The sequence below is a fragment of the Vibrio sp. KUL78 genome, assembly GCF_059725505.1.
The window spans coordinates 2,933,713-2,959,813 of the sequence record NZ_AP045837.1; the positions used below are offsets into that span (position 1 = coordinate 2,933,713).

Sequence of the window (26,101 nt, forward strand, 5' to 3'; positions counted from 1 at the left end):
CTATGATTCTTCGTCAATAAGTTGAAGAAAGTAAGTTGAAAGCCCGCTTCGGAACTGACGTGTTGAGCTGCTAGCATTTTTATAAGTTCGTCCTTTTGAATCTAGTTCCATCACATCGCAGCGCCCCCAGTGTGAAGCAGACTTCCTATAATCAAGCTCACCTACGGTTTTACCTGCGCTCTTCAATTTAGTGATAGACGCTCCGTCGTTTAGCAGTTGGTGGATGGTTAGACCTAATGCTTGCCACACTTGTGGCGATAAATGGTAGCCCGAACGATTGTTGGCAAACTGAACTTTCAGCGGTTCAAGCCACGCCTTCAAAAAGGCCGATATTTTACTTAAATAGCTACCAGATAGTGTTGACGAAATCTTGGAGCCATCAGCCAGCGTAACGTCTTTGGTCATTTTACTGTATTCTTGAGTCCCTATACCTGCTACAGCACCGACTATAAGCTTAAATAAAATGTACTGTGTGGTGATGAAGCGCCCTGATACTTTTACATGTTTGGAATCAAAACTGACCCCTCCAAAACTTTCAATATTAGTATCTTCAATTAATTGATCGATATAGGGTTTCAATGGAATCTGTTGGTCTAACAACAACTGCTTCCCATCACTCAGGTGAGGAAGACTCAAAGTGGCATCAAAGGTACTGCTTTTTTTGAATAGCTCGATGATGTCGGGGCTGGCTAAGCCTATCTCATCATCAAATACAACTCTAATCTCGACGTCCTCCATTGCTAAACGCTGTCGAAGTTCACTTTTCCTATTGGCTTCTTTAACGCTCAACCTTGAGCTGAACAAAAACGTCTTTAACCCAAGAAGCTTGCACACGGCAACCAAGCCCAAAACGTTACCCACGATATACGCTTTAGAACTTTCAAAAACTAAACTAGCTAGTTGATTGGATGTATTGCTGAGGTCAGGCTTACCAAGAACAGCAAAAGTGAGCGTTAACGGTGCTGTGACTACGCCTTCTTGGACTCCTCTTGCTAACTCTTCTTGAATAGATTGCACTCTATCAGCATTTTTCGAGTTAACAGCGGCTTCTGCCGCCCACTTTAACTCTGGCAACCAATTTTCTGTTGAGAAGTAGGATGCTATCTCAACCATAGGCATTGTTGTGATAAGTGTTTTGTATGTTCTTAAACTTGACGAGACCAAAAACCCATCAATTTTTCTATGAGAAAGTGTCAATTTTTTCATCCGTTTAGCAATTAACTGGAGTCTAATTTAAATTCACCTATTGATCCGACATAGATGTCGGATCAATACTATCAGCTACAAAGCACGAACTTAGATTCAAGTCATTATATTGCCACAGATAAGATTATAGAGAGCTGGGTCATGACAGACACAAAATCACAGAACCTAAATGAAATCGCAGATGAAGCACTAGAAAGCTCAATTGTTGAACACTTGGTCAAGCGATACGAAGAGCAAGAAAATAATACCTACCTCGCAAGTTCTAAGAAACTGATGGAAACAGCTTCTAGCAGTTCTCCACATGAAGTTTTGGATATTTTTAAGTCTCAAGCTCAATATTACTCAGGTGTAAAAACAGTAACGACCACTTTGAAACACACAGTGCTTCTTGTGACGCCGCAACTGGCAAGGGATATGTTGGAATTTTCTAGGCGAGGCGCCATAAATTCAAATAATAAGAACCGAAAACTCAGTCGTGCAAAGGTTAAAAAGTATGCAGAAGCCATGAGTAAGAGCCAATGGTGCTTAACTGGAGAGCCGATAATTATCTCTGCTGACGGGGAAATACTAAATGGGCACCATCGACTACAAGCAGCATTAGAGTCCAATTCTAGATTCATTGCTCCGGTAACCTACGGTGTTACCGATGTCCTATCTTTTGCACATATTGATGTTGGTAACACACGAACCAGATCTCAAGTACTAGAAATGGCAGGAGTGAAAGTGAGTGCTTCTGTACTTTCTCGTGTAGCAATGTTGTCGAAAGCATTTGATACAACGCCAAATCCTTATGCATTTCGAGGTACTCAGGGAACCTCGTTTCAACCAGCTGAAATTTTGTCTTATGTTGAAGAAAATGAGGAGCTTGCCTTATCGGTCGACTTCGTTGCAAAAATTGTGAAACGTCACAAGCTTGAAAGCCAAGTATCTGAAGCAATCTATGCTTTTGCACATTCATTGATTAAACGACAACTCAAAGAAAATCCACCCGGCTCAGAACTGCCTTTGTCACCTGAAACTTATCTCACCCGAATCATTTCCTCATTAGGGTTGGAATCAGAGGACGATATAGAGTATCAAGTACGCAACTATCTACAGGCACTAGTTCATGAGTCAACTTCGTATTCATTGCTCTGCAAGTTATCGGCGATATTCAAAGGCTGGAACATGTATTTAGGTATTCCCGTGATAGGTAATAAAGTGAGTGTTCGTCGAGTCGCTCGTTATCGTAAAGATGAAGAAGGCAATAGAATTCCAATGCAATCCGCAGGAAACATTAACGAAGCTTTCACTATCCCTTGCATGATCAAAGGCTCAACACCAAAGAGAATTTTGAAACAAGCGAATGTGCAGATAATAGGCAAGGAAATTAGGAAGTAAGAGCGGAGCTATCCCAAAACTCTAGCTTGATATCGGGTTGTAGTAGCGCACACCCGAGTCTATACATCCGCTTGTAAGTGACGACTAGATTGTTTGGTCAACCTTCCCGTGTTTTAGTCATCACGAAGAAATCATTAATTTCAATGAAACTGCTAAGCTAATGAACGTTAGGCTAACGAGCGTTAGATTAGCGAAGCAGAAGTTTGGCCTTACCCGAACGCACACAAATGCACCAAAAATGCATATTAAGACATAGACGGTACACTCATTACCCTTGCCATGTTGTTCCTTTAAATAAGTTAAATAAGCGACACCTGTGCTCAGAAAGGGGGTAACAGGTGTCCGGAATCGCTGGAAGATGCAGACACCTCAACTCGATTGCTTAAAACGAGGTTACTTAAGTACTTCATAGGAGCTGTTGGGTAACAAGAAGGTACTAAAGAAATTTGCTGAAATAGAGTATAGTGAGAGCAAAAGAATTAGGTAAGTAAAATGAAACAAAGTTACAGCCAATATGAAACCTTATGCGAACGTATCATAAATGAAGGCGTTTGGATCAAGAATGAGCGAACGGGTAAGCGATGCTTAACCATTATCAATGCAGATTTAGAATATGACGTTTCCGCAAACGAATTCCCATTAGTTACAACACGGAAAGCTTTCTGGAAAAGTGCTATAGCAGAAATGCTTTGCTACTTACGTGGCTATGATAATGCTGCTGATTTCCGAAAGGTTGGTACTAAGACTTGGGATGCTAATGCCAACCTGAATAAAGCATGGCTCAATAACCCCCATCGTAAAGGTGAAGACGATATGGGTAGAGTTTATGGCGTCCAAGGCCGAGCATGGGCAAAGCCTGATGGTGGCCATGTAGATCAGTATAAAAAAATAATCGACAACCTTAGCAAAGGCATCGACGACCGTGGGGAGATTCTATCTTTTTACAACGTTGGTGAATTCCATATGGGCTGTTTACGTCCATGTATGTATAGCCACCACTTCTCACTGCTTGGTGACACCCTCTATTTAAATAGCACTCAACGTAGCTGCGACGTTCCATTAGGGCTGGTCTTCAATCAAGTTCAAGTAGCTTGGCTCCTCCAAATCACAGCTCAGATTACAGGGTTAAAGGCAGGCAAAGCGTTTCATAAGATTGTCAACGCACATATCTATGAAGATCAATTGGAATTGATGAAAGAGCAAATTACAAGGAAGCCGTATGCAGCACCTAAGCTAGTTATAAACCCGAATATTAAGTCCCTAACAGACTTGGAAACTTGGGTGACTGTTGATGACTTTGACGTCATTGACTACCAGCATCACGATCCAATCAAATATCCATTTGCAGTTTAGTTATAATGGGGCACTAAACTAAGCCCCATTGTTTTTCAAGCTAAGTAAGCTTTCTAATCGTTCAACCCGCTCCTCTAGCGCTACTTGAGACTTTCGCCCTTTAACAAGCTCTGCTCTATACCATTCAAGACTATCGTTATCACGTTTTAATCGCTGTCTAAGTTTATCTAACTCTCTTTCTGATTCAGAATACTTAGTAAACCAATGTAATATTTCAAGCTTTGATTGTTCTAGTAACTTCTGTAAGTTATCTTCTTTTTTCTTTTCGGTAACCTTATTACGATTTGAGTATTCTTTCTTATCTTTTTTAAGTATCTCAAGTTCTTGACCAACCCAAGACCTAGTACCTTTTGAATCAAAAGTATTACGATGAAGGCCAGTCAACTCAACTAATTGCTTCTTAGTCGCCTTCAATCGTCTATCGTTACGTATGGCGAGTAAAGCATCCTCAATTTTCTTAGTATTTACATCATATTGTTCTTTGTTTCTTTTATCATATTCAGCCATCAGATTAATGCCTCGCCCAGATACTCTAAGACTCTTTTTGATTCTTCTATTGCTTCAACCAACTGCTCCTGCCTGTCTTCATACCCATCGGCACCAAGCAATTTTATATTGTCGAGGTATATATTTCGCCACTTAGGTGCGTTAGCTTTAGTTACAATAGCATTATGACAGCGGACAGGGTTACATCTTAAAGCACCAATACATGGTAAAGTTTCATCAAAATCCTCTACTCCTCCAAAGCAATAACCGCTACCTACATTAATGATGGCTAAACCTTGCTCCACCATCGCTTCATATATTTCTTCTTCTGTGTAACCAGCTTCTATACAACCATTGAAGAACTTTTTAACCTTAGAAAGATGCTCCTCAGCTTTTCCACCCATATACTTTCCATTGGGATCAAAATTAGCCCTAACTGCTTCTAATTCAGCAGTGTGCCTGAGCGTTATCGGCTTGTTAGCTCCTTTTGTTAATTCATTAGCTATACCACCATAACCTAAGGTTGTTTGACTAACTTTACCTTTGCGAGCAAGAGCTTCTGCCGCTGTGACCATGTGTTTAAGTTGATAAGAAATAACTGGCAAGCCTACGTCAGCTCTAAACATCTGATGTGACAGGCTATGTCTGAATACATAACCATTGAGCTTACTTTTAATCTTGTTTGGATCTAACCCAGTTAATACCATAAAACTCTTTTTAACGATATGAGTGAGGCTAGCCATTGGTCGATTAATCTCATCTGGCTTTAAAGTATCAACATTTGAAAACACATATGTATTTTGGAAAACTTTACTACCGATTAATTCAATTACTTTTATAGCGTCAATCATAATAGGTATGGCAATCCAGCGGTCATTGAACAAGTTCCATCGATTATCTCGTCCCTTGTGCTCCTCGGAAACAATCATATTGTCTGTCAAATCTAAACAGCTATTGATCTTCAAGTCTGAATAAACATTAGGTCTTGCCGCCATGAGCGTACCAACGACCCAAAGTGCTGAATAGTACACTTCATTAATTGCTAATCGTAATGACTCACTAGAGCTAAACCTTTTACGGAAGTTGGTCACTATCGACGAATTGGAAGAATGTATATTGTGGTGATTCTTTGCTACTTGATTATCAGGAAATGTAGCATTGATATAAGAACAAGAATATCCTTTTCCACTCAATCGATAGGCTCCATAGTCATCAAAATCTTCTCTAGAATAAGGGAACCCTTCAAATTTTGTGGCCAACATATCATAGTGCTTATTCATAATACTGTCTTGCACTGTCTCTCCCAAAGATTTTAAGAAACTGACCACATTAAACGAAGCCTTTTTTAGAGCCATATCAAAATTTTTGGTTTCTAAATAATCTAATTTACCTGCTTTTGTATCCTCCCTAATTTCTAATGCTTCTTCATAGGATCTTTCAATTGTATTAAAATCTACATTACAGTGGATGCCAATATATTCTTTTGCTTTATGCGCATTTAAATAGTCAAAAAACACTTTGTAGGGAGAGCTTCCTCTTTCATGACGAAGCTTCAACGTAGTTGTTTTTGCCGCCTCTTCAAAATCCAGTAATTTGATTGAAGATATTTGACCACACTTCTCTTGAACATACTCTTTGCCTAAGCGCTTTTCTATTTCGGAAAAAGTAAAGTCCAAGAAGTTCAATCCACTTTTAAATGCGGCAATCAAAGTGTTTGGTTTTATTTCATTTTTCTTATTACCAAATTCTTTAGGTGATGCATATACAAACAGAAACAAACACTTTATTTCCGTTATAGCCCCTAGAGGAATATGAGAGTAAGCCTTAAAATTAATCTGAACCTTAGGTAAACTTACGGAAGCTGCTCGATTTGAAGTCTCTGAATCGTAATCCCACAACATATCACTAAACACACTATTTCTTGAAACAGGCAATAAAGCAAGTTGGGAAATGAATGGACTAATATCAACAAGCTCTTGCTGGTGTCCTACTTCATTCAAAAAAAACAAGTTTCGCAAAATATCATCCCAGTTCAACTTAACTCTCGTTAAGTGCTCTAAATTTTCTTGTTTCATGTTTACGCCCCCCAAGTATCTAATATTGTAGTTTCAAGGAACACCGAATCCTCTTTTGCTTGAGTCAATATATCTTCTGTAAACTCTGAAGTTTCTGGGTTTAAAATATCATCAAGCAATGAGAGATTCTCTAGAACCACTATCTGATAGGGTGTATTAGTCACTACATTATTTTCTATTGACGATAAGTAATCTCTTTTCATAGCAAATAACTCTGGAAGATGTTTTTCTGTCAACATTACATTATCGCAAGACAAACATTTATTATATTGAGAACAAGGTATTCCTTTAACATACAGTGATGATTTTTTGATAAAATCAGGTGGATTAAATATGTTTTTACACCCACCAAGTGGAGTCTTCATTATGATCAGACTATCATCATATTTACGCTGCCTTGTATGAGAAGAGTTTTTTTTACTTACTTGTATAGTATTCTTATAAATGTCTTCAATTGCTTTCCTTGCTTTGTCTCTTATGATACGGTCAAGGTCTAACTGTTCAATATACTTGATTGTAGTGTAGATTGTTGAATGACCGAGTAAATATTGAATTTCTCGAATTGAAACATTAGCCTCAATTAACTCACTAACTAAAGTAGGTCTAAAACGAGTTGTAGTGAGTACCAATGGTTCACCGCTATCGCTCTTAAGTTGATACTCTTCCACCAACTCAGAATACAGCTTGTTCATTGCGGAGGCTTTTATTACTTTCGGTGTAGTAACGAAAGTAATAAATAGTTTTTTAGATATATTTGATGGGACAAACTTTCTCGCTTCTGCTGTTAACTGAATAATGTCATCAAATACCGATTTAACAAAGTTCTTTTGGCTCACTGTTAACCATTGCAGGTCAGCATGGAATAAGTCGAGATGGAGCATTTTCTCGCCAGTCGAACGCTCCTTCCAGTAAGTTAAACAAGGCTTATTAGTGAGTGGATGATACGGTTGGTAGTCATCAGTATCGAGTTCTAGAATGGGGGTTAGATTCAAGCCTAAAACCTGAGCTATTTTTAAAACATAGACGCCAACGTCACGAGAAGTTACCTTTCGAGTTAACACTCTCCATTCATCATATAGATCGGGCAAAGAAATTCTCCTTGTACGAACGAATGAAACTAATTTGTTTTGTCCTTTAGTACGTTCCTTAGCAGCCCATTCCCCCATATAAGTAGGGATACAATTGCAATCATCTTCAAAGATAATTCTAGCTTGGATCTTTGGGTCATCGAGATTCACATTAGATCTATCTAGCTTTTCATATGGATTTAATTTAAGTTTTACTAAGTCCATTTCTCGATCTAGCATTTCTTGTATCTGCAACCGTTCTTTGGGTGAATATGATTTATATACCAAAGACTCGCTAATAACTTCAAATCCATCAGCAGGGAGAAAATTAAAATCAAAATTTCGAACTGTTTTCAATCTAGTAAGGGTCATTCTCAATGCTGATAGCATCGTAGATGCAGATGCTGTTGTTAATATACCTTCATTAACTTTCTCACCTAAATACTCTTTAAAATCTCTTAATGACCATGAGTCAAAGCAGTCTTCAAAGCTACTATCTTGAGGCACAGCTTTACTTTCCAAGAATTCACAATAATGCTTATAACCAATGTAGTAATTAGAAATACCTGATTTAGATGGTGCTTTCAAAGAGCCTACAGCAAAAGCATGTTTTACATCTTCGTAATGTCCCTTCTCAGAGCAGAAATCATCAATAGATGCTAACTTTTTGTCACGCTGCAGGAGAAAGCTCTGTAGCTTACCATCATCACGATCTAAGGCTGCCATTTTACGAGTTGTTTCACGTTCTTTTACGGTTTTGTACTCAATACCTTTTAGTAGAACGATCTCTCTTGAAAAGCTTTGATACTCGGCTTTTAAAAGTGGGAGGTGTGTTGCTGAACGTTTGGGGGGGATCAAATGACTAAATACTTTTTGATCAATTTGATTTCCAAACAATGGTATTTCTAACTTTTGGCTTTCTGTTAAGTTGTTTTTCCATTGCAGGAAAATTCTACGATTATTGAGATCATAACCAACAGAGTGACTGCTACCTTTAATTTTATTAAATGGTAGCGTAACTTTGTGTTTTAATAACAATTGGTTGAGCTGTCTTCTCAACTCAAGCATTGTTGGAGTTTCAAGACTCTTCAATTTACATGACAATTTACTCGCTAAATACTTTGTTGAAACTAAGCCAAAGTTTTCAAAAAAATGGGCTACTTCCTGTTCACCAGATTTAGAGTACTTTCGACCAGAAAGCATCGACAGTTCGACATTCCATAACAGTTCATGGTTAGCTTCACAAGCAGAGATAAAGCTACGCATTAATGCTTCAATAACTCTGTCGTCATCATTGAATAGAACACCTAACTGCTTAAGCTCATTCTCGATCTTACTTATGTCTTCTTTTAAATACTGGCGTAATTTGAAATAGCTTACTTCTGAGTCAATGAAAAAGTCACGCAAATTGATTTTATTACGACTAATTGGTACTTTTTTTTTCTGATCATCAGTTAACCCTTCCCACCAACGAATCAAATGCTCTCTACATTCACTAGTACTCATTTCTGGGTTCCATTCTTGACTCTAGTCCGGTCTTTTAGCTTTTTCATCAACTGATGCCTCTTTAGCTCATTACCGTTTCTATCAACAAATTTTTCCCATACCCCAATTGGTATTTTTGTGTATTTTTGTGTTGTGTCTAACGAATCATGCCCTAGGCAGTGTTGCAGTAGCAAAAGCCGATCTAACTCTGTCTTACCTAAGTCTTCAGAGTTTAGAATCATAGCGCCAAAACCATGCCGTATTTTATGAGGTGATATATTTTTTTTAATCACCCCGAACTTTAATGCTCTCTTAGATAATTTATTTATTAGCTTACTAACAGCTTTAGAAGAATAAGGGTTTCCAGCTTGATTTAAAAAAGCAGGTGCTGAATCTCCCTGCCATTTACGTTTTAGCTTTTTATACTCAATACTTGAGTTATATTTTTGAACTCGATCAATCGTTTCTTTAGAAATAACGGTGGTTCTATATTTCGCATCTCTAGCTCGCCCTTTATTCCCTTTGATCTCAAATGCCACATAATTACTCGAAACTTGAAAAGTTTCGTCGTCCAAAATTACACTCTTTCTTGACTCTCTTGATATCTTTAAAATGCTTTCTTGAAGAACATCTTTAACCTCCCCTCTACGAATGCCTGAATCGAACATAAACTGAACCAAACATTTTTCTCGTTCATGATTAGCAACAAGAATCAAAGCTTCAACATCTAGAAAAAGGGCAGGCTTAATTAACGATTCTTTACCTCCAACCACTAAGCTCCCGTTCTCATAAGGGTTTTCTTCTCTCATCCGTTTGTAGCCAGAAGGAGGGTTACATAAGAACTCAGAGAAGAATCTACGGTAAGTCGCATCTCTATTTGATAATGTTGTACCTTTTATTGGCTGTTTCTCTGTACCATTCTTGCGCTTATCATTTCTGCAATGGTTAAAATACTTCTGAATTTCTGTTGCATGGACATTTAACAAACAACTATCACGGCTAGATCCAATATGATTATCATCATGCGTAACAAGGTAATTGACTAAATAAAGTAAATTGCTCGCATAAGTTTTTACTGATTGATCACTATGATTTTTTCTATAGTCCGTAAGAAAATCGGAAACAAGAGGCAATAGCTCCATTTGCTCATTAAACACAGCCACGCCCTCAGCCAGTAACAGTACGCTAGGGTATCCGTTACAGTCTTCACAAACTAGAGACTGCGAAGTTTCAAGCTTTCCTCCAGATGATATTACAACAGACTTTTCCATAACCACCCCGCAGTGTGCACTAATCTAAATCCAGATACGCTAAACATACGAACTGTGCAATAAAGTTACATCACAATAAAGGTAGTACATGAGCCAAAAAAAAGCTCGTAGTAATTACGAGCTAGTTGTGCATTTGATCTTGGGGGTTATAAAAGCGGTACATCACATGAACGCTGCGTGCTATTTAGGTATAGAGTGTCGCCCAATAATGAGAAATGGTGGCTATACATACAAGGGCGCAGACAACCCATATGGAACTCACCAGGGTTATAGAAATTAAGGATTTCTCCGCGATCATCAACCCCATTAGTCAGATCATCGACAATCTTACGCAGTTGATCAATATGACCACCATCCGGCTTTGCCCAAGCTCGGCCCTGAACACCGTAGACGCGGCCCATATCATCTTCACCTTTACGGTAAGGATTGTTTAGCCACGCGTCATTTAGGTTTGCATTGGCATCCCATGTCTTAGTGCCAAGCTTGCGAAAATCTTCCGCATTATCATAACCGCGAATGTAACCCAGTAGCTCTGCGACCGCCGCTTTCCAAAAGCTCTTACGTGTTGTGACCAACGGGAAGGCATTGCCGGCAACATCGTAGGTAAGATCCGCATTAATAACAGTCAAACAACGTTTACCTGTTCGCTCATTCTCTACCCATACGCCCTCGTCAACGATACGCTGACATAAGTCTAAATACTGCTTCACGACAATTCCTATTACTTTGAAACTTTTGAGGTGGTTGCGCCATTCACTTTGTAAGCCCACGCAACCATCAAGGCACCAATGATAACCATTGGTAGGGATAAGATTTGTCCCATTGAGATAAATCCACCGAACAAGCCAAGATGCGCATCCGGCTCGCGGACGTACTCTACCATAAATCTAAACGTACCATAACCGAGCAAGAACAAACCTGAGACAGAGCCTTCAGGACGCGGTTTGCGAATAAACCAGTTCAGGATGAAGAACAGAACCACACCTTCTAGGGCAAATTCATAGAGTTGTGATGGGTGACGCGGCAACGGTCCACCGTTAGGAAAGATGATCGCCCACGGCACATCGGTGACACGTCCCCAAAGTTCACTGTTCATGAAGTTACCTAAACGCCCCATACCTAAACCAAATGGCACGAGCGGCGCAATAAAATCAGCAACATTAAAGAACGTGCGACCATTTTTTCGTGCGTACCAGAACATCGCACTGATGACACCTAACAACCCACCGTGGAATGACATACCACCGGTCCATACCTTAAACAGGTAAAGCGGGTCTTGCATTAACTCTTCGAAGCCATAAAACAGCACGTAACCGACGCGACCGCCAATAACTACCCCAAGGAAGCCAGCAAACAGCAGATCTGAAACCTGTTCACGGGTCCAACCAGAGCCTGCCTTGTCGGCGCGGCGATTTGCCAACCACAGCGCAAAAGCAAAGCCAATCAGGTACATCAAACCGTACCAGCGAACCGACAAAGGACCTAACTCAAACAGAACAGGGTCAATATTAGGAAATTGGATATATCCCTGAGACATAAAACGCTCACTTAAAAATTATTGATTAATTGGGGCTAGAACATCATAGAGAATGCAACGAACAATAGAAAGACCGCAAAAATCTTCTTTAGTTTCGGTGTTGGCATGGTCGTAGCCAACTTGGCACCAAAACGAGTCGTAATCATCGACGTCGCGGCAATCGCAAATAACGCAGGCAAATAGACGTAGCCGACGCTGTACTCTGGTAAACCGTCCACTTTCGCACCATGGATCACGAACCCTATCATACCGGCAATCGCAATCACACAACCACACACTGAGGATGACCCGACAGCTTTACGCATTTCGACACCGTGTTTGCTCAAAAATGGCACCGACATTGAGCCACCGCCAATCCCGGCTAGACTGGAAATCATGCCAATACCCGCACCGCAACATGTCGTCACCGCAGGTGAAGGCAGCGAACGCAAGGATTGAGACTTGATCGATAAAAACATCTGAATGGCGAGTATAAGCACAATAAACGCAAACACTTTCGGCAGATAGTGAGAGGGAATCCACTCAGCAACATAAGATCCAGCAAAACCACCGATGACGACACCAGGCATCAACCACTTAATAACAAAAAGATCTACGTTACCCAATTTGAGGTGATTGAGCGCAGAAGAGCCAGAGGTAATAATGATGGAGGCGAGCGAAGTAGCCAACGCAATGTGCATCACCACATCACTGGAAATGTGAAACTTCGGCAGCAAAAACGCCAGTGCGGGCACCACAATAAGTCCACCGCCAATCCCTAAAAGACCAGACATGGTCCCTACTACAGCGCCAAGCAGCAACAAAAGCAGTATTAATTCGTAATTCACAAAACGACCAAAATAGTAAAGTTAAAATTTGCCTGCACGAATAAAGCCCGCGAGCCCTTTATTCTCGAAATAATCGCGCATCTGATTGTAGATGGTTTTACCATAAGGTTGCATCAGCGCTTTGTCAGCAAGTTGCTTAAGCTCATCAAGCGAACTTTGTTGAAGCAAATACTTTACCTTAGCAACGTTTGAGGTGTTCATACTTAACGTGTCATACCCCAAACCAACAAGCAGTAGTGCACCAATTGGATCGCCCGCAAGCTCACCACAAATACAAACAGGTAGATGATAAGATTGACAGGTTTCAAATATATGTTTCATCGCTGCCAATACGGATGGATGCAAGGTTTCGTAGATGTCGGCAACCTGAGCATTATTTCGATCAACCGCCAGCAGATACTGGGTTAAATCATTGGTTCCCACCGAGACAAAGTCGACCCGCTCTGCCATAAACGGCAAGATGTAGAGCATAGAGGGCACTTCGATCATCACACCAATTTCCGGCTTCTTCACCTCAGGGTGCTCAACGAGAACCTCTTGATAAGCTTGTTCAATCAATGTCGCGGCATCATCAAACTCTTGCACCGACGACACCATGGGCAAGAGGATACTCAAATTATCAATGCCGACACTGGCGCGCAGCATTGCCCTTATCTGAATAAGGAAGATATCAGGGTGATCCAGTGTGAAGCGGATACCCCGCCAGCCCAAAAATGGGTTGTCTTCATCAATTGGCAGATACGGCAGCGCTTTATCTCCACCAATATCCAGTGTTCGCATCACAACTCGCTTGCTTGGATAAGCGCTCAGGACAGAACGATACTGATGTAGCTGCTCTTCCTCAGATGGAAACTGCTGCTGAAGCAAGAACGAGATCTCGGTTCGATATAATCCAACACCGTCTACGTTCTTATTAATAGAAATACTGGTATCGGCACTCAAACCTGCGTTGAGCATCACTTGGATACGCTGACCATCTTTGGTAGCAGCTTCTAGCCCCGCGGTTGACTCCACCATCTGAGACAACTCAGATTCTTCCGTTACCAACTCACGATATTCAGAGAGCAATTCATGGCTCGGGTCAGGGAATATTTCACCGCTGTACCCATCAACGATACCGAGCTTGCCACTAAGCAGTGCAGGGTTGGTGTTTACGCCCATTACAGCAGGAATGCCCATTGCACGCGACAAAATCGCTGCGTGCGAGTTGGCAGCCCCCTCAAGAGAGACGACTGCGAGCAGTTGTTCTTTTGGGATAGAAGCGAGAATCGAGGCGGTGAGTTCTCGAACGACAAATATCACCGGCTCACTAAATTCATGAATCGGGTATTCAGTATCATGTAAGAAAAACAGCAGGCGCTGTCCAAGCTCTTTCACATCCTGTGCACGTTCACGTAGATAGACATCAGACATTTTTGCAAAGCGATTGGCATAGCTTTCAACCACCTGTCTTAAGGCCCAATCGGCCTTATCGCCTTTTTGAATCTGCGCCTTGAGATCATTTCTCAACATTGGATCGTTGAGCAAGTGGGTAAAGAGATCGAATATGGCTAACGCGTCTTTGTTCAGCTCGAGATCGAGCTTTTTACGCATACGCTTAAAATCGGCCAGCGCATTCTCAATCGCCACAGAAAGAAGCTCTTGCTCTCTAGCAACATCCAAGGTGGAGGCGGGAAAAACATCACTAAGATCAGGCTGAGTGTTGTCCCACCAAATCGGGCCTATGGCCACACCGGATGACGCACCAATACCTTTAATCACAGGGACTGCGTTATCGTCAAAGAATCCATGTCCTTGAGCGATGGCGTGGGCTATCAAAACCGCAACCTGCGCAGCCAGCGTGACAAGGAAAGACTCTTCCATTTCACTAAACTGACGGGATGTTTTTTGTTGCACGACCAATACGCCAAGTACTTGCTTGCGATGAATAATTGGTGTGCCTAAGAAGGAGTGGTAGACATCCTCACCAAGTTCTGGGAAAAACTTGAAAGCAGGGTGTTTAGCAGCTTCGGCTAAGTTGATAGGCTCTGCTGTGCGCTTCACCAACCCCACTAAGCCTTCATCAAAACCAATTTGGATCGTGTCGCCCTCAAAGGTGAGGCCTTGCGTGGCCATCAACTCCAAGCGCTGCTTATCTTTGTTAGCAAGGTAAATAGTGCAGCACTCGGTGTTCATGGCTGCACATGTTTGTTGTACTAACATCTCGAGGGCCGCATGCACGTCTTCAACTTTTGAAACGTGCTCAACTATATCCCTTAGTTGCGATAGCATACTTACCCTCTTCGATGCTTTCTTTTGCCTTTAAATTTTCGTTCCTTAAACGGCATTGCCAAGGATGCAAATTCTTTCATCGCTCGACGATAGACATCACGCTTAAAAGAAACGACTTGTCTTACTGGGTACCAATAGCTCACCCAACGCCAACCATCAAACTCAGGGGTATTACCGCGCTGCATGTTGATCTTGGATTCATCACAATCCAGACGCAGTAAAAACCATTTCTGTTTTTGCCCAATACAGACAGGTTTCGAATCCCAGCGAACCAAGCGCTTGGGTAACTTATATCTTAGCCAATGGCGACTGACCGCAACGACCTTGACGTCGTTCTTAGTGAGCCCCACCTCTTCATACAGTTCTCGATACATGGCCTCTTCAGGGGATTCACCTTCGTCAATACCGCCCTGAGGGAACTGCCATGAGTGTTGTCCGTATCGTTTAGCCCAGAAGACCTGACCATGGTTGTTACAGATTACAATACCAACATTCAGTCGGTAACCATCGCCATCTATCACTGGCCAACCTCAATTAAATTTTCATTACCTTGATTTTTCCACATATCCCCAACTTGAGCAAACTTAAGGATGTGTAAATTTGAACAATTCCCAGTTCTTTGAAAGCCATTGGATAAGATTCGAACAAAACGCTAGTTATCAACACAGCAATGAGACCTAGACCACATTTATTCACCTTTTCTGTGAATAACTGTGTGCAGAATCTTTGATCTCTAGGAAAAACTCAACTTAGTATAAAAGCCCTATAAAAGCCAACAATGTACCAATTAAATTTTATTAGCATAAATTCAGTAACTTAAAGAAGTATCAATCATTTGTTTTTGAACTAGCTATTTAAAAATTAACGAAAAGATCAGATCGGTTAAAGATCAACCACAAGCTAAATTATCCACATCAAATTTGATAAGATTCATACAAACCCTGATATATCAAGCGTTTTATAGGCATAGTACCACTGATTATTTATACATAAGTCGATAAATCACCGGTATTTACCATCCCACCTGTGGATAAGTTATTAATAGATCAACTTTCCACCAGAGTGATCTCTTTTTGTACAGAGCACAAATACGCTAACGTGGTAAACTCAATCTCGTTTATCCAGCCAACTGTACTAGCAAACATGAAAACGACTCCAGCTACAGAATCAGAACTGCTCGAACGTGCTCGCAGCATCGCAGGTGTGTCATTTGGCGAACTTGCCGAGCAAGCAAATATGAAAGTGCCTGAAAATCTCAAACGAGATAAAGGCTGGGTGGGACAACTTCTCGAATGGCATCTTGGCTCACGGCTGGTAGTAAGCCGGTTCAAGACTTTCCAGAAATCGGTGTCGAGCTCAAGAGCATTCCTGTCGGCTACAACGGTAAACCTCTAGAATCAACTTTTGTGTGTGTTGCGCCCTTGACTGGCATCACAGGTTTGACTTGGGAAACGAGTCACATCAGAAACAAACTATCTCGCGTGCTATGGCTGCCGGTTGAAGGTGAACGTGAAATTCCGGTCGCAGAGAGACGAGTGGGTTCTCCACTTATCTGGAGTCCGTCAGAAGAAGAAGAGACGCTGCTGCGCAATGACTGGGAAGAGTTGATGGATCTTATCGCGCTTGGCGGGGTCAACCAAATAACAGCCAGAAGCGGCGAGGTATTACAAATACGTCCGAAAGCCGCCAACAGCCGCGCTAAAACCGAAGCTTATGGTGCGAGCGGACAGCCAATCAAAACCCTACCTCGAGGCTTTTACCTCAGGGCAAAGTTTACTAGCTACATACTAGATACTTATTTTGCCTAACATCTGCCCTGGTTTTCAATGCAGATTCAGTTCAATGTCGCAATACCGGTTCATCTCAGCGCTTCCGCACTCATCATAGGCATTATGAAGTCGCAAATATGCCTTCTCAACGCCTAGACGGGTCAGAGCTTCTTTTACCGAGTCTAAAGACTCGTAATGGATCGGCTCATCGTCTTCTTTGATCGGTTCAAGTTTGTGCTTGTATTCCACTGCAAGTAGATAGTGTGAAATATCAGCACAACCAATTACGAACACTCTAGGCGGTTTATAAGAATCTTTGTGGTGTCCATGTAACCATCGATCGAGCTGATGCTTTTGCATAGTCCACCTCCTTCTCTTTTGTGGATAATGCTTTACTGATAACTCTCAGTTTAGCCAATAAGTGGCTAGTTGCGCATTTATTAAACAGATCTTTTATAAAAACGGGGTATAGTGGAATCAAACAACGACAAGCAAGGATGGCTCAATGAAATACCACAAGCTCCCACATTCTTCGCTCGAAGTGAGCAAAATCTGTTTAGGTACCATGACCTTTGGTGAACAGAACAGCAAACAAGATGCATTTGACCAGTTGGATTATGCCGTTGAGCGTGGCGTCAATTTCATTGATACCGCAGAGATGTATCCCGTCCCACCTAAACAAAAAACACAGGGATTGACCGAGTCCTATATCGGCGACTGGTTATCTCACTCAGACAAGCGCCAAAAAAGTTATTGTCGCCACAAAGGTTGCAGGCCCGCGTAACGTGCCTTACATCCGCGATAATATGAGCTTAGATCGACGTAACATTCACCAAGCGATCGATGACAGCTTAACGCGCTTGAAGACTGACTATATCGACTTGTACCAATTGCACTGGCCACAACGGAAAACCAATTGCTTTGGCCAGCTGAATTACCCCTACCCTGAAGGCAATGAGGAAGTCACACTTATTGAAACGCTAGAGGCGCTCAATGAGCTCATCAAAGCGGGAAAAATTCGTTATATCGGTGTCTCGAATGAAACCCCATGGGGGGTGATGACGCTCCTTAAGCTCGCTGAAAAGCACGATCTACCGAGAATCGTCTCAATTCAAAACCCTTACAACCTATTGAACCGCAGTTTTGAGGTGGGTTTATCAGAAATCAGCCACCATGAGGGCGTCGAGCTGCTCGCCTACTCTCCTCTCGCTTTTGGCTGCTTGAGTGGTAAATATCTTAATGGACAAAAGCCCGCAGGCGCTCGCTGTAGTCTATTTGAACGCTTCGTTCGTTATTTTACGCCGCAAGGCATCGAAGCGACACAAGCTTATGTCGATCTTGCTCATAAGCATGATTTAGATCCCGCGCAAATGGCGCTCGCTTTCGTCAATCAACGTCCATTTGTTGCTTCGAATATAATTGGAGCGACAAATCTCACTCAGTTAAAAAGCAATATAGACAGTATCGACGTTACGCTTTCAAATGAATTACTAGAAGAGCTTCAATTAATAGGGGCACAGTATTCTAACCCATGCCCCTAAACTTAGGTATTGAGAATATCTACTACAACTCATTAGATATTTCTCGATATTCTGATAGTCGGCGGGTAGTCGTACTACCCGCCTTGGTTTACGTAGCTATTCGCGACTGTAATTCTCGACGAAGATGACGAGCTTTACGTTTAGCGACAACTTGAGGTGCAGCGACGCGACCAAGAGGACGACCTTCTTTGTCTAAGCCAATGTCTCTCAACAAGTGCTCATTGTGCAAAGGTAGTTGATAAGCACTGCGGCGGTAGCGTCGTTTCCACTCACGTTCTTCTTTTTGAATGTCTGCTTTAATAAGCCAAGTTGCGATAGTTAGATAAACAGATGTACGCATAATAATCTCCTGATTGGAATATTACAGAGGAGAGAAATAGCGGTCTTGGGGGTAATTAGACTCTTACGTGACTGCTATTCCGCAGCCTCATAAGGTTACGGATTAATTAATCTTGTGCTGATTTTACTACCGGTTTATCGGCCATAATTACGATCGAATCACGATCGATAATATGCTCAGCATCGGTACGGAAAGCAGCACAAGTGTTGATAAAAGAAATACGATTCATCATTTTCTGCGCCTCCATACTGACTTATTAATCCTGAAATTTGATAGGTTGAGCGTCTTGCTCACGGTTAATTCTTATTCAATCCGTATATTAAATCAACATATCATATAAAAAAAAGTTAAAAACAACGGAAAACTCTAGTTACAAACCGAATGACGACTTAAAGACCGACTATTACATAGCTTTTACCTTTAACTATGGTGATTAATTTTAAACCGGAAATATACAACACGATATTGTACTGGATATTCATAGTGCGACTAACATCTAGTTTAGACTGCAACCTGTATGAAAAAAATAAAGGCGCCACAGCGCCTTTAGGTGATTAAGCTGAATAACTGGAGGAAGTTAAATTGTTTCTTCCGTGATGAGATTGTGCTTATTGAGTAATCTATACATAGTAGCTCGAGAAATACCCAGCTCTTTTGCCGCTAAAGTAACCTGGCCATTATGGCTATCTAGCACCAAGATAAGTGCGTCACGTTCAGAACGCTCTCGTATGCTCTTGAGGCTCCGCTTGCCAGAGAATGTACCTGGAAGTTCGAAGTGCTTCTTAACTAACACCTCTTCTTCAGTCATGAGTACGGCACGTTTAACTTGGTTCATTAACTCTTTAACATTGCCTGGCCAGTGGTAGTAAGTAAGCGTTTTAATGGCATCATCATCAATCGACTTAACAGGAGAGTTAAACTCTTTTGCAAACTGGTTGATGTAATGAGCGACGAGCAAAGAAATATCAGTCGCGCGTTCTTTTAGGCTAGGGACATTAATTCTAAGCACATTGATACAGTGAAATAGCTCTTCATTGAAGGAGCCGTCTCCCAGGGCTTTTTCAATATCCGAAGAATCGGCAGCCAGAATACGCACATCAAACTCTTTGGTTCCTTTCGCCGTTTCTATTTGACCATCTTGATAGAACTTCAATAAGTTAAGCTGCTGTTTCGCGGGTAGAGTAAAGATATCGTTGAGAACGATCGTTCCCCCAGAGGCTTGATCAAGTAGCGAGCTTTGTTCGGGATCGTGCATCCCAAAAAACTCATTCTCAAAACGAGCGTCTGAGAATGCACGGCAATTTACCGCTACAAAAGGCTTTTGTGAGCGAGCAGAACAGCGGTGAATCGCTTTCGCCACAGACTCTTTACCAGCGCCAACTTCGCCATGAATCATGATACTGACATCAGTAGGCCCGATTCGACGAATCTGATCGCGTAAACGTCTTATTGGTAAAGATTGCCCGACAATCCCGAGATCGCTGTCATTACCATTATGCGGCCACACCTTCTGCTCGAGCTTGAGCATACCCAGTTGGTGTCCTATGGTACTCATCAATCGTGAGTCCGGAATAGGTGTCGTAAAAAAGTCGATACAGAAGTTAACGATAAATTGGCAAATCGTATCTGAGCCCAATTGAGACTCGCGAATAAAGGCTATCCAACGCACCTGCTTGTGCGTGCTGACTAGTTTCGCAATCCCGTTAAGACTGAAATCATCACGAGTTAGGTCTACAATTCCAATACAGGGACCAATCTCTGAAAATAACGCATCAGCTTTACGTAAATCTGAACATTGGGTACAGCGCCATCCCGCCTGCTCCAATACAGAGAGCCATGGCTCGTACACGCCCCCTACAACCACTAACGAGCCGGGGATTGAATCCATCCGAAATTCGGTTCCCATTACATCATTCCTATTATTGTTTTTAGATTCAATAGATTTATTCTATGCAAATAAAACCATCTATCAAACACGGCAATCGCGTTTAAAACGTACAGATGTGTCTCATAATTAAGACTAGTGTACGATTTCTAACTTTTCTATAAACATTCTCGGAAATGTGGCATGAAAAAAGCCTCTCCGAAGAGAGGCTTTGTAGGAATCATTCACCATCTTGCTGATGGATATACGATTATTGTTGCGGACGCATCGCTGGGAATAGGATAACGTCGCGAATGGTGTGCGTGTTAGTAAATAGCATCGCCAGACGGTCGATACCAATACCTTGACCCGCTGTTGGTGGTAGACCGTGCTCTAGTGCAGTAATGTAGTCTGCATCGTAGTACATCGCTTCGTCATCACCTGCATCTTTCGCATCAACCTGCGCTTTAAAGCGTGCGTCTTGGTCTTCTGCATCGTTAAGCTCAGAGAAGCCGTTCGCAACTTCACGACCACCGATGAAGAACTCAAAGCGGTCAGTGAAGAATGGGTTGTCATCGCTACGACGCGCCAGTGGAGAGATATCTGCTGGGTATCCAGTAATGAACGTTGGCTGGATTAGCTGAGGCTCAGCCGTCTCACCAAAGATCTCTTCTAGAAGCTGACCACATGTCCAGAACGCCTCAACTTCAACGTGTACAGATTTCGCAATCGCTACCATCTTGTCACGGTCAGTGAGGTCTTCTTCTGTTAGCGCTTGGATTTCAGCGTGGTCTGGGTTGTAGTGTTTGATCGCTTCGAACATGCTCATGCGAGCGTAAGTGCCACCAAACTCAACGGTTTCATCACCGTAAGGCATAGACGTTGAACCTAGAACATCCATCGCTACCGTGCTTAGCATCTCTTCCGTTAGATCCATCAGATCTTTATAGTCAGCGTACGCTTGGTAGAATTCCATCATAGTGAATTCTGGGTTGTGACGTGGCGATAGACCTTCGTTACGGAAGTTACGGTTGATCTCGAATACACGATCAAAGCCACCAACCACTAGACGTTTTAGGTAAAGCTCAGGTGCAACACGTAGGAACATGTCGATATCAAGCGCGTTGTGGTGCGTGATAAATGGACGTGCCGTTGCACCGCCAGGGATCACGTGCATCATTGGCGTTTCAACTTCTAGGTAGCCTTTTGAGCTCATGAAATTACGGATTGCCGATACTAGCTTAGAGCGAATAATGAATGCGTGGCGAGAGTCTTCGTTAACGATTAGGTCAACATAACGCTGACGGTAACGCATCTCTTGGTCAGTGAGACCGTGGAACTTCTCTGGTAGTGGACGAAGTGCTTTCGTTAGCAACTCGTACTCTTCCATGTTCACGTAAAGATCGCCTTTACCAGACTTGTGCAGTGCACCTTTCACACCAATGATGTCACCGATATCAAGGCCTTGGTATTTCTCTTTCAGCTCTTTTTGAACATCTTTTGCTGCGTATGCTTGGATGCGACCAGACGTTTCTTGAATTGCTAGGAATGGACCACGCTTAGCCATAACACGGCCTGCGATTGCCACTACGTGGTTTAGCTCTTCTAGCTCTTCTTTTGTCTTCTCACCAAATTCCGCTTGAAGGTCGCCTGCTAGGTGCTCACGACGGAAATCATTTGGGTGGCCGTTCGCTTTGCAGCTTTTACGGATGTGATCCAGCTTGCTACGACGCTCAGCGATTAGCTTATTCTCTTCTTGTGCGTTTTCGTTTTGAACAGCATCAGTCATTTTTCGATGTATCCTGTTTTAAAAGTGGTGAAAAGCTTACAGGCCTGATTTTAGGCTAGCTTCGATAAATTTGTCCAAGTCGCCATCAAGAACCGCTTGAGTGTTGCGATTTTCAATGCCAGTACGCAAGTCTTTGATGCGTGAATCATCAAGTACGTAAGAGCGAATTTGGCTGCCCCAACCGATGTCAGATTTAGCATCTTCGTTCGCTTGCTTCTCTGCATTTTGCTTTTGCAGTTCATGCTCGAACAGTTTTGCACGTAGCTGTTTCATCGCTTGGTCTTTGTTTTTATGCTGAGAACGATCGTTCTGACACTGAACCACGATGTTAGTAGGAACGTGGGTAATACGAACCGCAGATTCCGTGGTGTTAACGTGCTGACCACCCGCACCAGACGCGCGGTATACGTCGATACGAAGATCAGACGGGTTGATCTCGATATCAATGTTGTCATCAATCTCTGGATAAACAAACGCAGACGCAAATGAAGTGTGACGACGGCCGCTTGAGTCAAATGGAGACTTACGAACCAGGCGGTGAACACCTGTCTCTGTACGTAGCCAGCCATAAGCGTACTCGCCTGATACCTTCACAGTTGCGCCTTTAAGGCCTGCAACTTCACCTTCTGATACTTCGATGATTTCTGTCTTGAAGCCTTTCGCTTCTGCCCAACGAAGATACATACGTAGCATCATGTTGGTCCAGTCTTGTGCTTCCGTACCACCAGAGCCCGATTGCAAGTCGATGTAGCAATCTGACGCATCGTGATCACCAGCGAACATACGACGGAACTCAAGCTTCTCCAGCTTAGCTTCCAGTTCAGCAAGTTCTGGTTCAATTTCATCGAAGGTTTCTTGATCTTCTTCTTCAACCGCAAGCTCTAGAAGACCGTCTACGTCTTCTACACCTTGGTCAAGAAGGTCGATGGTTTCAACAACCGCTTCCAATGAGGCACGCTCTTTACCTAGTGCTTGCGCACGCTCAGGCTCGTTCCATACATCCGGTTGTTCAAGTTCTGCGTTGACTTCTTCTAGACGCTCTTTCTTAGCGTCATAGTCAAAGATACCCCCTCAGGATATTTGTGCGTTCAGACACATCCTGTAGGCGATTTTTGATAGGATTGATTTCAAACATATTTGCTCAGCATTTATGAGTAGAATTTAACCGCAGAATTCTACTCAAAAATGTGACGAAGATACAGGAAAATATCGATTTTCCTTGACCTATTTCATGAGCCCCTAGCGAGGCTCAATATGGTCGACCATCAGTTGCAGTGACTGGTTTCCACGAAACTCGTTGATATCCAGTTTATAGGCAAGGGTGACGGTTTTTACTGAGGCATCTGGCCAGCGTCGTAGATCCACATTAAAGGCGATCGCATCCAGCATAATATTGGTACCAAACCCTTTGTGCATGGGCTCGACCATCAGCTTAAGATGCTTCTCACCAACCAGTTTTTGATGCAGCACCTTAAACTCACCATCAAATACAGGATCTGGGAAAGCTTGTCCCCATGGACCACCAGCGCGAATCTGTTCTGCCGTGTGCATAGAGAATTCTTCTGGTGTTAACTCACCGTCTGACAAAATAATTCCCTTCAGCGCGGTATCGCCAAGCTCCTCACGCACCACTTGATCAAACAGCTTACTAAAGCGCTCAAAGTCTTTTTCCATGATGGTGAGACCCGCCGCCATCGCATGGCCGCCAAACTTCAAAATTAGCCCAGGGTTTTGCGTATCAATTCTGTCGAGCGCATCGCGCATATGCAAACCTTGAATCGAGCGACATGAGCCTTTGATCGTGCCCTCGCCGCCATCTGCAAACGCAATCACAGGGCGGTGAAACTTATCTTTAATTCGAGATGCCAAGATACCAATCACGCCCTGATGCCAGTCTCGCTGAAACAGCGCTAGACCATAAGGCAGCTCTGATTTGTCACTGATTTGCAAACGCTCACAAAAAGCCAGCGCCTCTTGCTTCATTCCTTCTTCGATATCTTTTCGGGTTTGGTTAAGACCATCGAGTTCGCTCGCCATACGACGCGCGGCATGGATGTTATCCGACATAAGTAGCTCGACGCCAAACGACATGTCGTCCAAGCGGCCCGCAGCATTGATACGCGGACCCAGAGCAAAACCGAAATCAGCCGCCACCAGTTTTCGCGCATCACGTTTTGCAATCTCAATCAGAGCTTGAATACCCGGTCTGGCCTTGCCCGCACGAATACGTTGTAGTCCTTGGTGCACCAAGATGCGGTTATTCTCATCCAAAGGAACAACGTCAGCGACCGTACCAAGTGCCACCAAATCGATAAGCTCCATGAGTTTAGGCTCAGCCATACCCTGCTCGGCAAACCAGTTGCGCTTTCGCATATAAACGCACAGTGCCATCATCAGATAAAATGCCACCCCAACGCCTGCCAGCGCTTTGGATGGGAAACCGCACTCATTGAGGTTTGGGTTTACCATCGCATCAACGTTAGGTAACTCAGAGCCAGGTAAGTGATGATCCGTAACCAACACCTTGATGTTATTATCTTTGGCATATTGAACACCCGAGATAGAAGACACGCCATTATCGACCGTCATGATCACTTCAGCACCAATCTCAATCGCCTGATCAACGACCTCCGGGCTCAAACCATAGCCGTCCTCAAATCGGTTAGGTACCAAATAGTCAACATTGCGACTCCCGAGCATACGCAAAGCCAGTACTGAAAGCGCCGAACTTGTCGCACCGTCAGCATCAAAGTCTCCAACCACAATAATGCGCTTTTGCTGCTCAATCGCGTCAAATAACAGTGCAACGGCGGCGTCAATACCCGCCAATTGTTGGTAGGAGTGTAACCCTTTGGCGGCTTTTTCTAGTTGAGAAGCATCAGAGACTCCGCGACTGATGTATAAGCGGCGCAGCAAAGCAGGAATGGAATCTGGAAGTGCAGAAATATCGACTTCAGGACGACGTTGGATTTCTATCATAAAGTGTATTGGGCCCCGTAATCGGAGCCCTTATCCTAGTTCTTATTTGATTTGTTCTAGACGTTTAATCAGGTCTGCCGGTGGAAGGTAGCCACCCACCATTTCGCCGTTTGGCAAGAAGATCGCTGGCGTACCGCTAATGCCCAGTTCACGGCCAAGGTTGTAGTGCTTTGTAACCGTCTCTTGGCACTGTTTAAGATCACCATCGAATGTCGCTTCTTTGCGATTCACTTTTGCATCGTGCATCGCCGCAGCTGGGTCGTCTGAACACCATATCTTAGCCATTTGCTCTGCCACTGAACCCGTTGCACCTTGGCGAGGGTAAGCTAGGTAACGGACTGTGATGCCTAGATCGTTATAGCCTTCCATTTGACTATGCAGGCGCACGCAGTATCCACACGTAATGTCGGTGAAGATAGTCACCACGTACTTTTCGTCCTTGGCTTTATACTCAATCACACTGTCAGAAAACGCAGCGATTTTCTCTGCGTTGATTGGCGCTTGGCGCTCAGCAATCACGTCTTTGTAATTACCTTCTGCATCAATGGAATAAAGCGTACCCGCAATAAAATGGTCACCTGTAGGGGAAGCAAACAGAATGCCTCCTGGGGTTCTCACTTCCATTAAACCTGGGATATCAGATGGGACGATCTCGGAAATCTCAATACCAATTTTGGCAAAACGATCTCGAATCGCCGCTTCATCTGCCTGAGTGTTCATCTCTGCTGCGACCGCCGCTGGCACTGGCGCGGCTTGAGTAGCTTGCGTCTCTTCAGCTCCGCAAGCAGTTACGATAAATGGCAGAGAGAGTAGAGTTAAGCGGCGTAGTACGCTCATTAAAATCACCTTTGTATAGAAAAC

19 protein-coding genes and 3 pseudogenes are annotated in these 26,101 nt (G+C 43.0%); 4 read left to right on the plus strand and 18 right to left on the minus strand.

From position 1 onward, the window contains the following. Positions 1-1,119: a hypothetical protein gene (locus AC6I8Y_RS13690; RefSeq protein ID WP_498021517.1), complete on the minus strand. Its 1,119-nt coding sequence runs from the start codon at positions 1,117-1,119 to the stop codon at positions 1-3. 228 nt (positions 1,120-1,347) lie between these two features. Between AC6I8Y_RS13690 and AC6I8Y_RS13695 the strand changes: the two genes are divergently transcribed. After that, complete coding sequence (locus AC6I8Y_RS13695; RefSeq protein WP_498020357.1) at positions 1,348-2,586, plus strand: ParB N-terminal domain-containing protein; 1,239 nt, start codon at positions 1,348-1,350, stop codon at positions 2,584-2,586. Positions 2,587-3,078: 492 nt separating this feature from the next. After that, entirely contained in the window at positions 3,079-3,939 is an 861-nt protein-coding gene (locus AC6I8Y_RS13700) for a thymidylate synthase (protein WP_498020358.1), read from the plus strand. Positions 3,940-3,957: 18 nt separating this feature from the next. Here AC6I8Y_RS13700 and AC6I8Y_RS13705 read toward each other — a convergent pair whose 3' ends face one another. The 9 genes and pseudogenes from AC6I8Y_RS13705 to rppH all read right to left on the minus strand — a co-directional run bounded on the left by AC6I8Y_RS13705 (position 3,958) and on the right by rppH (position 15,479). Next, positions 3,958-4,446 carry a hypothetical protein gene (locus tag AC6I8Y_RS13705; protein WP_498020359.1) on the minus strand — a complete coding sequence of 163 codons (489 nt, stop codon included), beginning with the start codon at positions 4,444-4,446 and terminating at the stop codon, positions 3,958-3,960. Then, a complete protein-coding gene (locus AC6I8Y_RS13710; protein WP_498020360.1) occupies positions 4,446-6,500 on the minus strand; it encodes a hypothetical protein in 2,055 nt (684 codons plus the stop codon). The genes AC6I8Y_RS13705 and AC6I8Y_RS13710 overlap by 1 nt, the downstream gene beginning before the upstream one ends. Before the next feature lie 2 nt (positions 6,501-6,502). After that, positions 6,503-9,073: a tyrosine-type recombinase/integrase gene (locus tag AC6I8Y_RS13715; protein ID WP_498020361.1), complete on the minus strand. Its 2,571-nt coding sequence runs from the start codon at positions 9,071-9,073 to the stop codon at positions 6,503-6,505. After that, positions 9,070-10,323 carry a tyrosine-type recombinase/integrase gene (locus AC6I8Y_RS13720; protein WP_498020362.1) on the minus strand — a complete coding sequence of 418 codons (1,254 nt, stop codon included), beginning with the start codon at positions 10,321-10,323 and terminating at the stop codon, positions 9,070-9,072. Before AC6I8Y_RS13720 ends, AC6I8Y_RS13715 begins: the two co-directional genes overlap by 4 nt. Before the next feature lie 152 nt (positions 10,324-10,475). After that, positions 10,476-11,033: pseudogene (locus AC6I8Y_RS13725) on the minus strand (thymidylate synthase); the annotation flags it as partial. An 11-nt stretch (positions 11,034-11,044) separates the two neighbouring features. Further along, entirely contained in the window at positions 11,045-11,860 is an 816-nt protein-coding gene (gene lgt, locus AC6I8Y_RS13730) for a prolipoprotein diacylglyceryl transferase (RefSeq protein WP_446567793.1), read from the minus strand. Between the two features lie 35 nt (positions 11,861-11,895). Beyond that, a complete protein-coding gene (locus AC6I8Y_RS13735; RefSeq protein ID WP_394150810.1) occupies positions 11,896-12,687 on the minus strand; it encodes a sulfite exporter TauE/SafE family protein in 792 nt (263 codons plus the stop codon). 21 nt (positions 12,688-12,708) lie between these two features. After that, entirely contained in the window at positions 12,709-14,958 is a 2,250-nt protein-coding gene (gene ptsP, locus AC6I8Y_RS13740; RefSeq protein ID WP_498020363.1) for a phosphoenolpyruvate--protein phosphotransferase, read from the minus strand. 2 nt (positions 14,959-14,960) lie between these two features. Next, a complete protein-coding gene (gene rppH, locus AC6I8Y_RS13745; RefSeq protein ID WP_042473544.1) occupies positions 14,961-15,479 on the minus strand; it encodes an RNA pyrophosphohydrolase in 519 nt (172 codons plus the stop codon). A gap of 622 nt (positions 15,480-16,101) precedes the next feature. Here rppH and mutH point away from each other — a divergent pair. Beyond that, a pseudogene (gene mutH, locus AC6I8Y_RS13750) lies at positions 16,102-16,766 on the plus strand (DNA mismatch repair endonuclease MutH). Positions 16,767-16,781: 15 nt separating this feature from the next. Here mutH and AC6I8Y_RS13755 read toward each other — a convergent pair. Then, positions 16,782-17,087, minus strand: coding sequence for a DUF6482 family protein (locus AC6I8Y_RS13755; RefSeq protein WP_128648275.1), 306 nt, complete (start codon positions 17,085-17,087; stop codon positions 16,782-16,784). Positions 17,088-17,232: 145 nt separating this feature from the next. On the opposite strand from AC6I8Y_RS13755, the pseudogene AC6I8Y_RS13760 reads away from it, so the two are divergent. Continuing rightward, a pseudogene (locus AC6I8Y_RS13760) lies at positions 17,233-18,268 on the plus strand (NADP(H)-dependent aldo-keto reductase). Between the two features lie 88 nt (positions 18,269-18,356). Here the strand turns inward: AC6I8Y_RS13760 and AC6I8Y_RS13765 are convergent. The 7 genes from AC6I8Y_RS13765 to dsbC form a co-directional block, all read right to left on the minus strand. Next, positions 18,357-18,608, minus strand: a complete 252-nt coding sequence (locus AC6I8Y_RS13765; RefSeq protein WP_042473538.1) for a hypothetical protein — start codon at positions 18,606-18,608, stop codon at positions 18,357-18,359. A gap of 106 nt (positions 18,609-18,714) precedes the next feature. Further along, positions 18,715-18,840, minus strand: a complete 126-nt coding sequence (locus AC6I8Y_RS13770; protein WP_267967700.1) for a hypothetical protein — start codon at positions 18,838-18,840, stop codon at positions 18,715-18,717. A gap of 345 nt (positions 18,841-19,185) precedes the next feature. Then, on the minus strand, positions 19,186-20,514 hold the full coding sequence (locus AC6I8Y_RS13775) for a sigma-54-dependent transcriptional regulator (protein WP_234495228.1): 1,329 nt from the start codon (positions 20,512-20,514) through the stop codon (positions 19,186-19,188). A gap of 229 nt (positions 20,515-20,743) precedes the next feature. Further along, entirely contained in the window at positions 20,744-22,261 is a 1,518-nt protein-coding gene (gene lysS, locus AC6I8Y_RS13780) for a lysine--tRNA ligase (protein ID WP_498020364.1), read from the minus strand. Between the two features lie 36 nt (positions 22,262-22,297). Continuing rightward, a protein-coding gene (prfB, locus tag AC6I8Y_RS13785) for a peptide chain release factor 2 (RefSeq protein ID WP_156110994.1) occupies positions 22,298-23,396 on the minus strand; the annotation gives its coding sequence in 2 pieces (ribosomal slippage) (positions 22,298-23,320 and positions 23,322-23,396; 1,098 coding nt in all). Between the two features lie 104 nt (positions 23,397-23,500). Continuing rightward, entirely contained in the window at positions 23,501-25,240 is a 1,740-nt protein-coding gene (gene recJ, locus AC6I8Y_RS13790) for a single-stranded-DNA-specific exonuclease RecJ (protein WP_252012404.1), read from the minus strand. Between the two features lie 42 nt (positions 25,241-25,282). Further along, positions 25,283-26,077 carry a bifunctional protein-disulfide isomerase/oxidoreductase DsbC gene (dsbC, locus tag AC6I8Y_RS13795; protein WP_498020365.1) on the minus strand — a complete coding sequence of 265 codons (795 nt, stop codon included), beginning with the start codon at positions 26,075-26,077 and terminating at the stop codon, positions 25,283-25,285. Positions 26,078-26,101: the final 24 nt, after the last annotated feature.

Bases quoted from the DNA above. Each gene is read 5' to 3' on its own strand.
- AC6I8Y_RS13690 (WP_498021517.1), bottom strand. From the start codon at position 1,119: ATGCCTATGGTTGAGATAGCATCCTACTTCTCAACAGAAAATTGGTTG.
- AC6I8Y_RS13765 (WP_042473538.1), bottom strand. From the start codon at position 18,608: ATGCGTACATCTGTTTATCTAACTATCGCAACTTGGCTTATTAAAGCA.
- recJ (WP_252012404.1), bottom strand. From the start codon at position 25,240: ATGATAGAAATCCAACGTCGTCCTGAAGTCGATATTTCTGCACTTCCA.
- AC6I8Y_RS13775 (WP_234495228.1), bottom strand. From the start codon at position 20,514: ATGGGAACCGAATTTCGGATGGATTCAATCCCCGGCTCGTTAGTGGTT.
- lgt (WP_446567793.1), bottom strand. From the start codon at position 11,860: ATGTCTCAGGGATATATCCAATTTCCTAATATTGACCCTGTTCTGTTT.
- dsbC (WP_498020365.1), bottom strand. From the start codon at position 26,077: ATGAGCGTACTACGCCGCTTAACTCTACTCTCTCTGCCATTTATCGTA.
- AC6I8Y_RS13700 (WP_498020358.1), top strand. From the start codon at position 3,079: ATGAAACAAAGTTACAGCCAATATGAAACCTTATGCGAACGTATCATA.
- AC6I8Y_RS13705 (WP_498020359.1), bottom strand. From the start codon at position 4,446: ATGGCTGAATATGATAAAAGAAACAAAGAACAATATGATGTAAATACT.
- lysS (WP_498020364.1), bottom strand. From the start codon at position 22,261: ATGACTGATGCTGTTCAAAACGAAAACGCACAAGAAGAGAATAAGCTA.
- AC6I8Y_RS13755 (WP_128648275.1), bottom strand. From the start codon at position 17,087: ATGCAAAAGCATCAGCTCGATCGATGGTTACATGGACACCACAAAGAT.
- AC6I8Y_RS13720 (WP_498020362.1), bottom strand. From the start codon at position 10,323: ATGGAAAAGTCTGTTGTAATATCATCTGGAGGAAAGCTTGAAACTTCG.
- AC6I8Y_RS13715 (WP_498020361.1), bottom strand. From the start codon at position 9,073: ATGAGTACTAGTGAATGTAGAGAGCATTTGATTCGTTGGTGGGAAGGG.
- AC6I8Y_RS13695 (WP_498020357.1), top strand. From the start codon at position 1,348: ATGACAGACACAAAATCACAGAACCTAAATGAAATCGCAGATGAAGCA.
- AC6I8Y_RS13770 (WP_267967700.1), bottom strand. From the start codon at position 18,840: ATGATGAATCGTATTTCTTTTATCAACACTTGTGCTGCTTTCCGTACC.
- AC6I8Y_RS13710 (WP_498020360.1), bottom strand. From the start codon at position 6,500: ATGAAACAAGAAAATTTAGAGCACTTAACGAGAGTTAAGTTGAACTGG.
- ptsP (WP_498020363.1), bottom strand. From the start codon at position 14,958: ATGCTATCGCAACTAAGGGATATAGTTGAGCACGTTTCAAAAGTTGAA.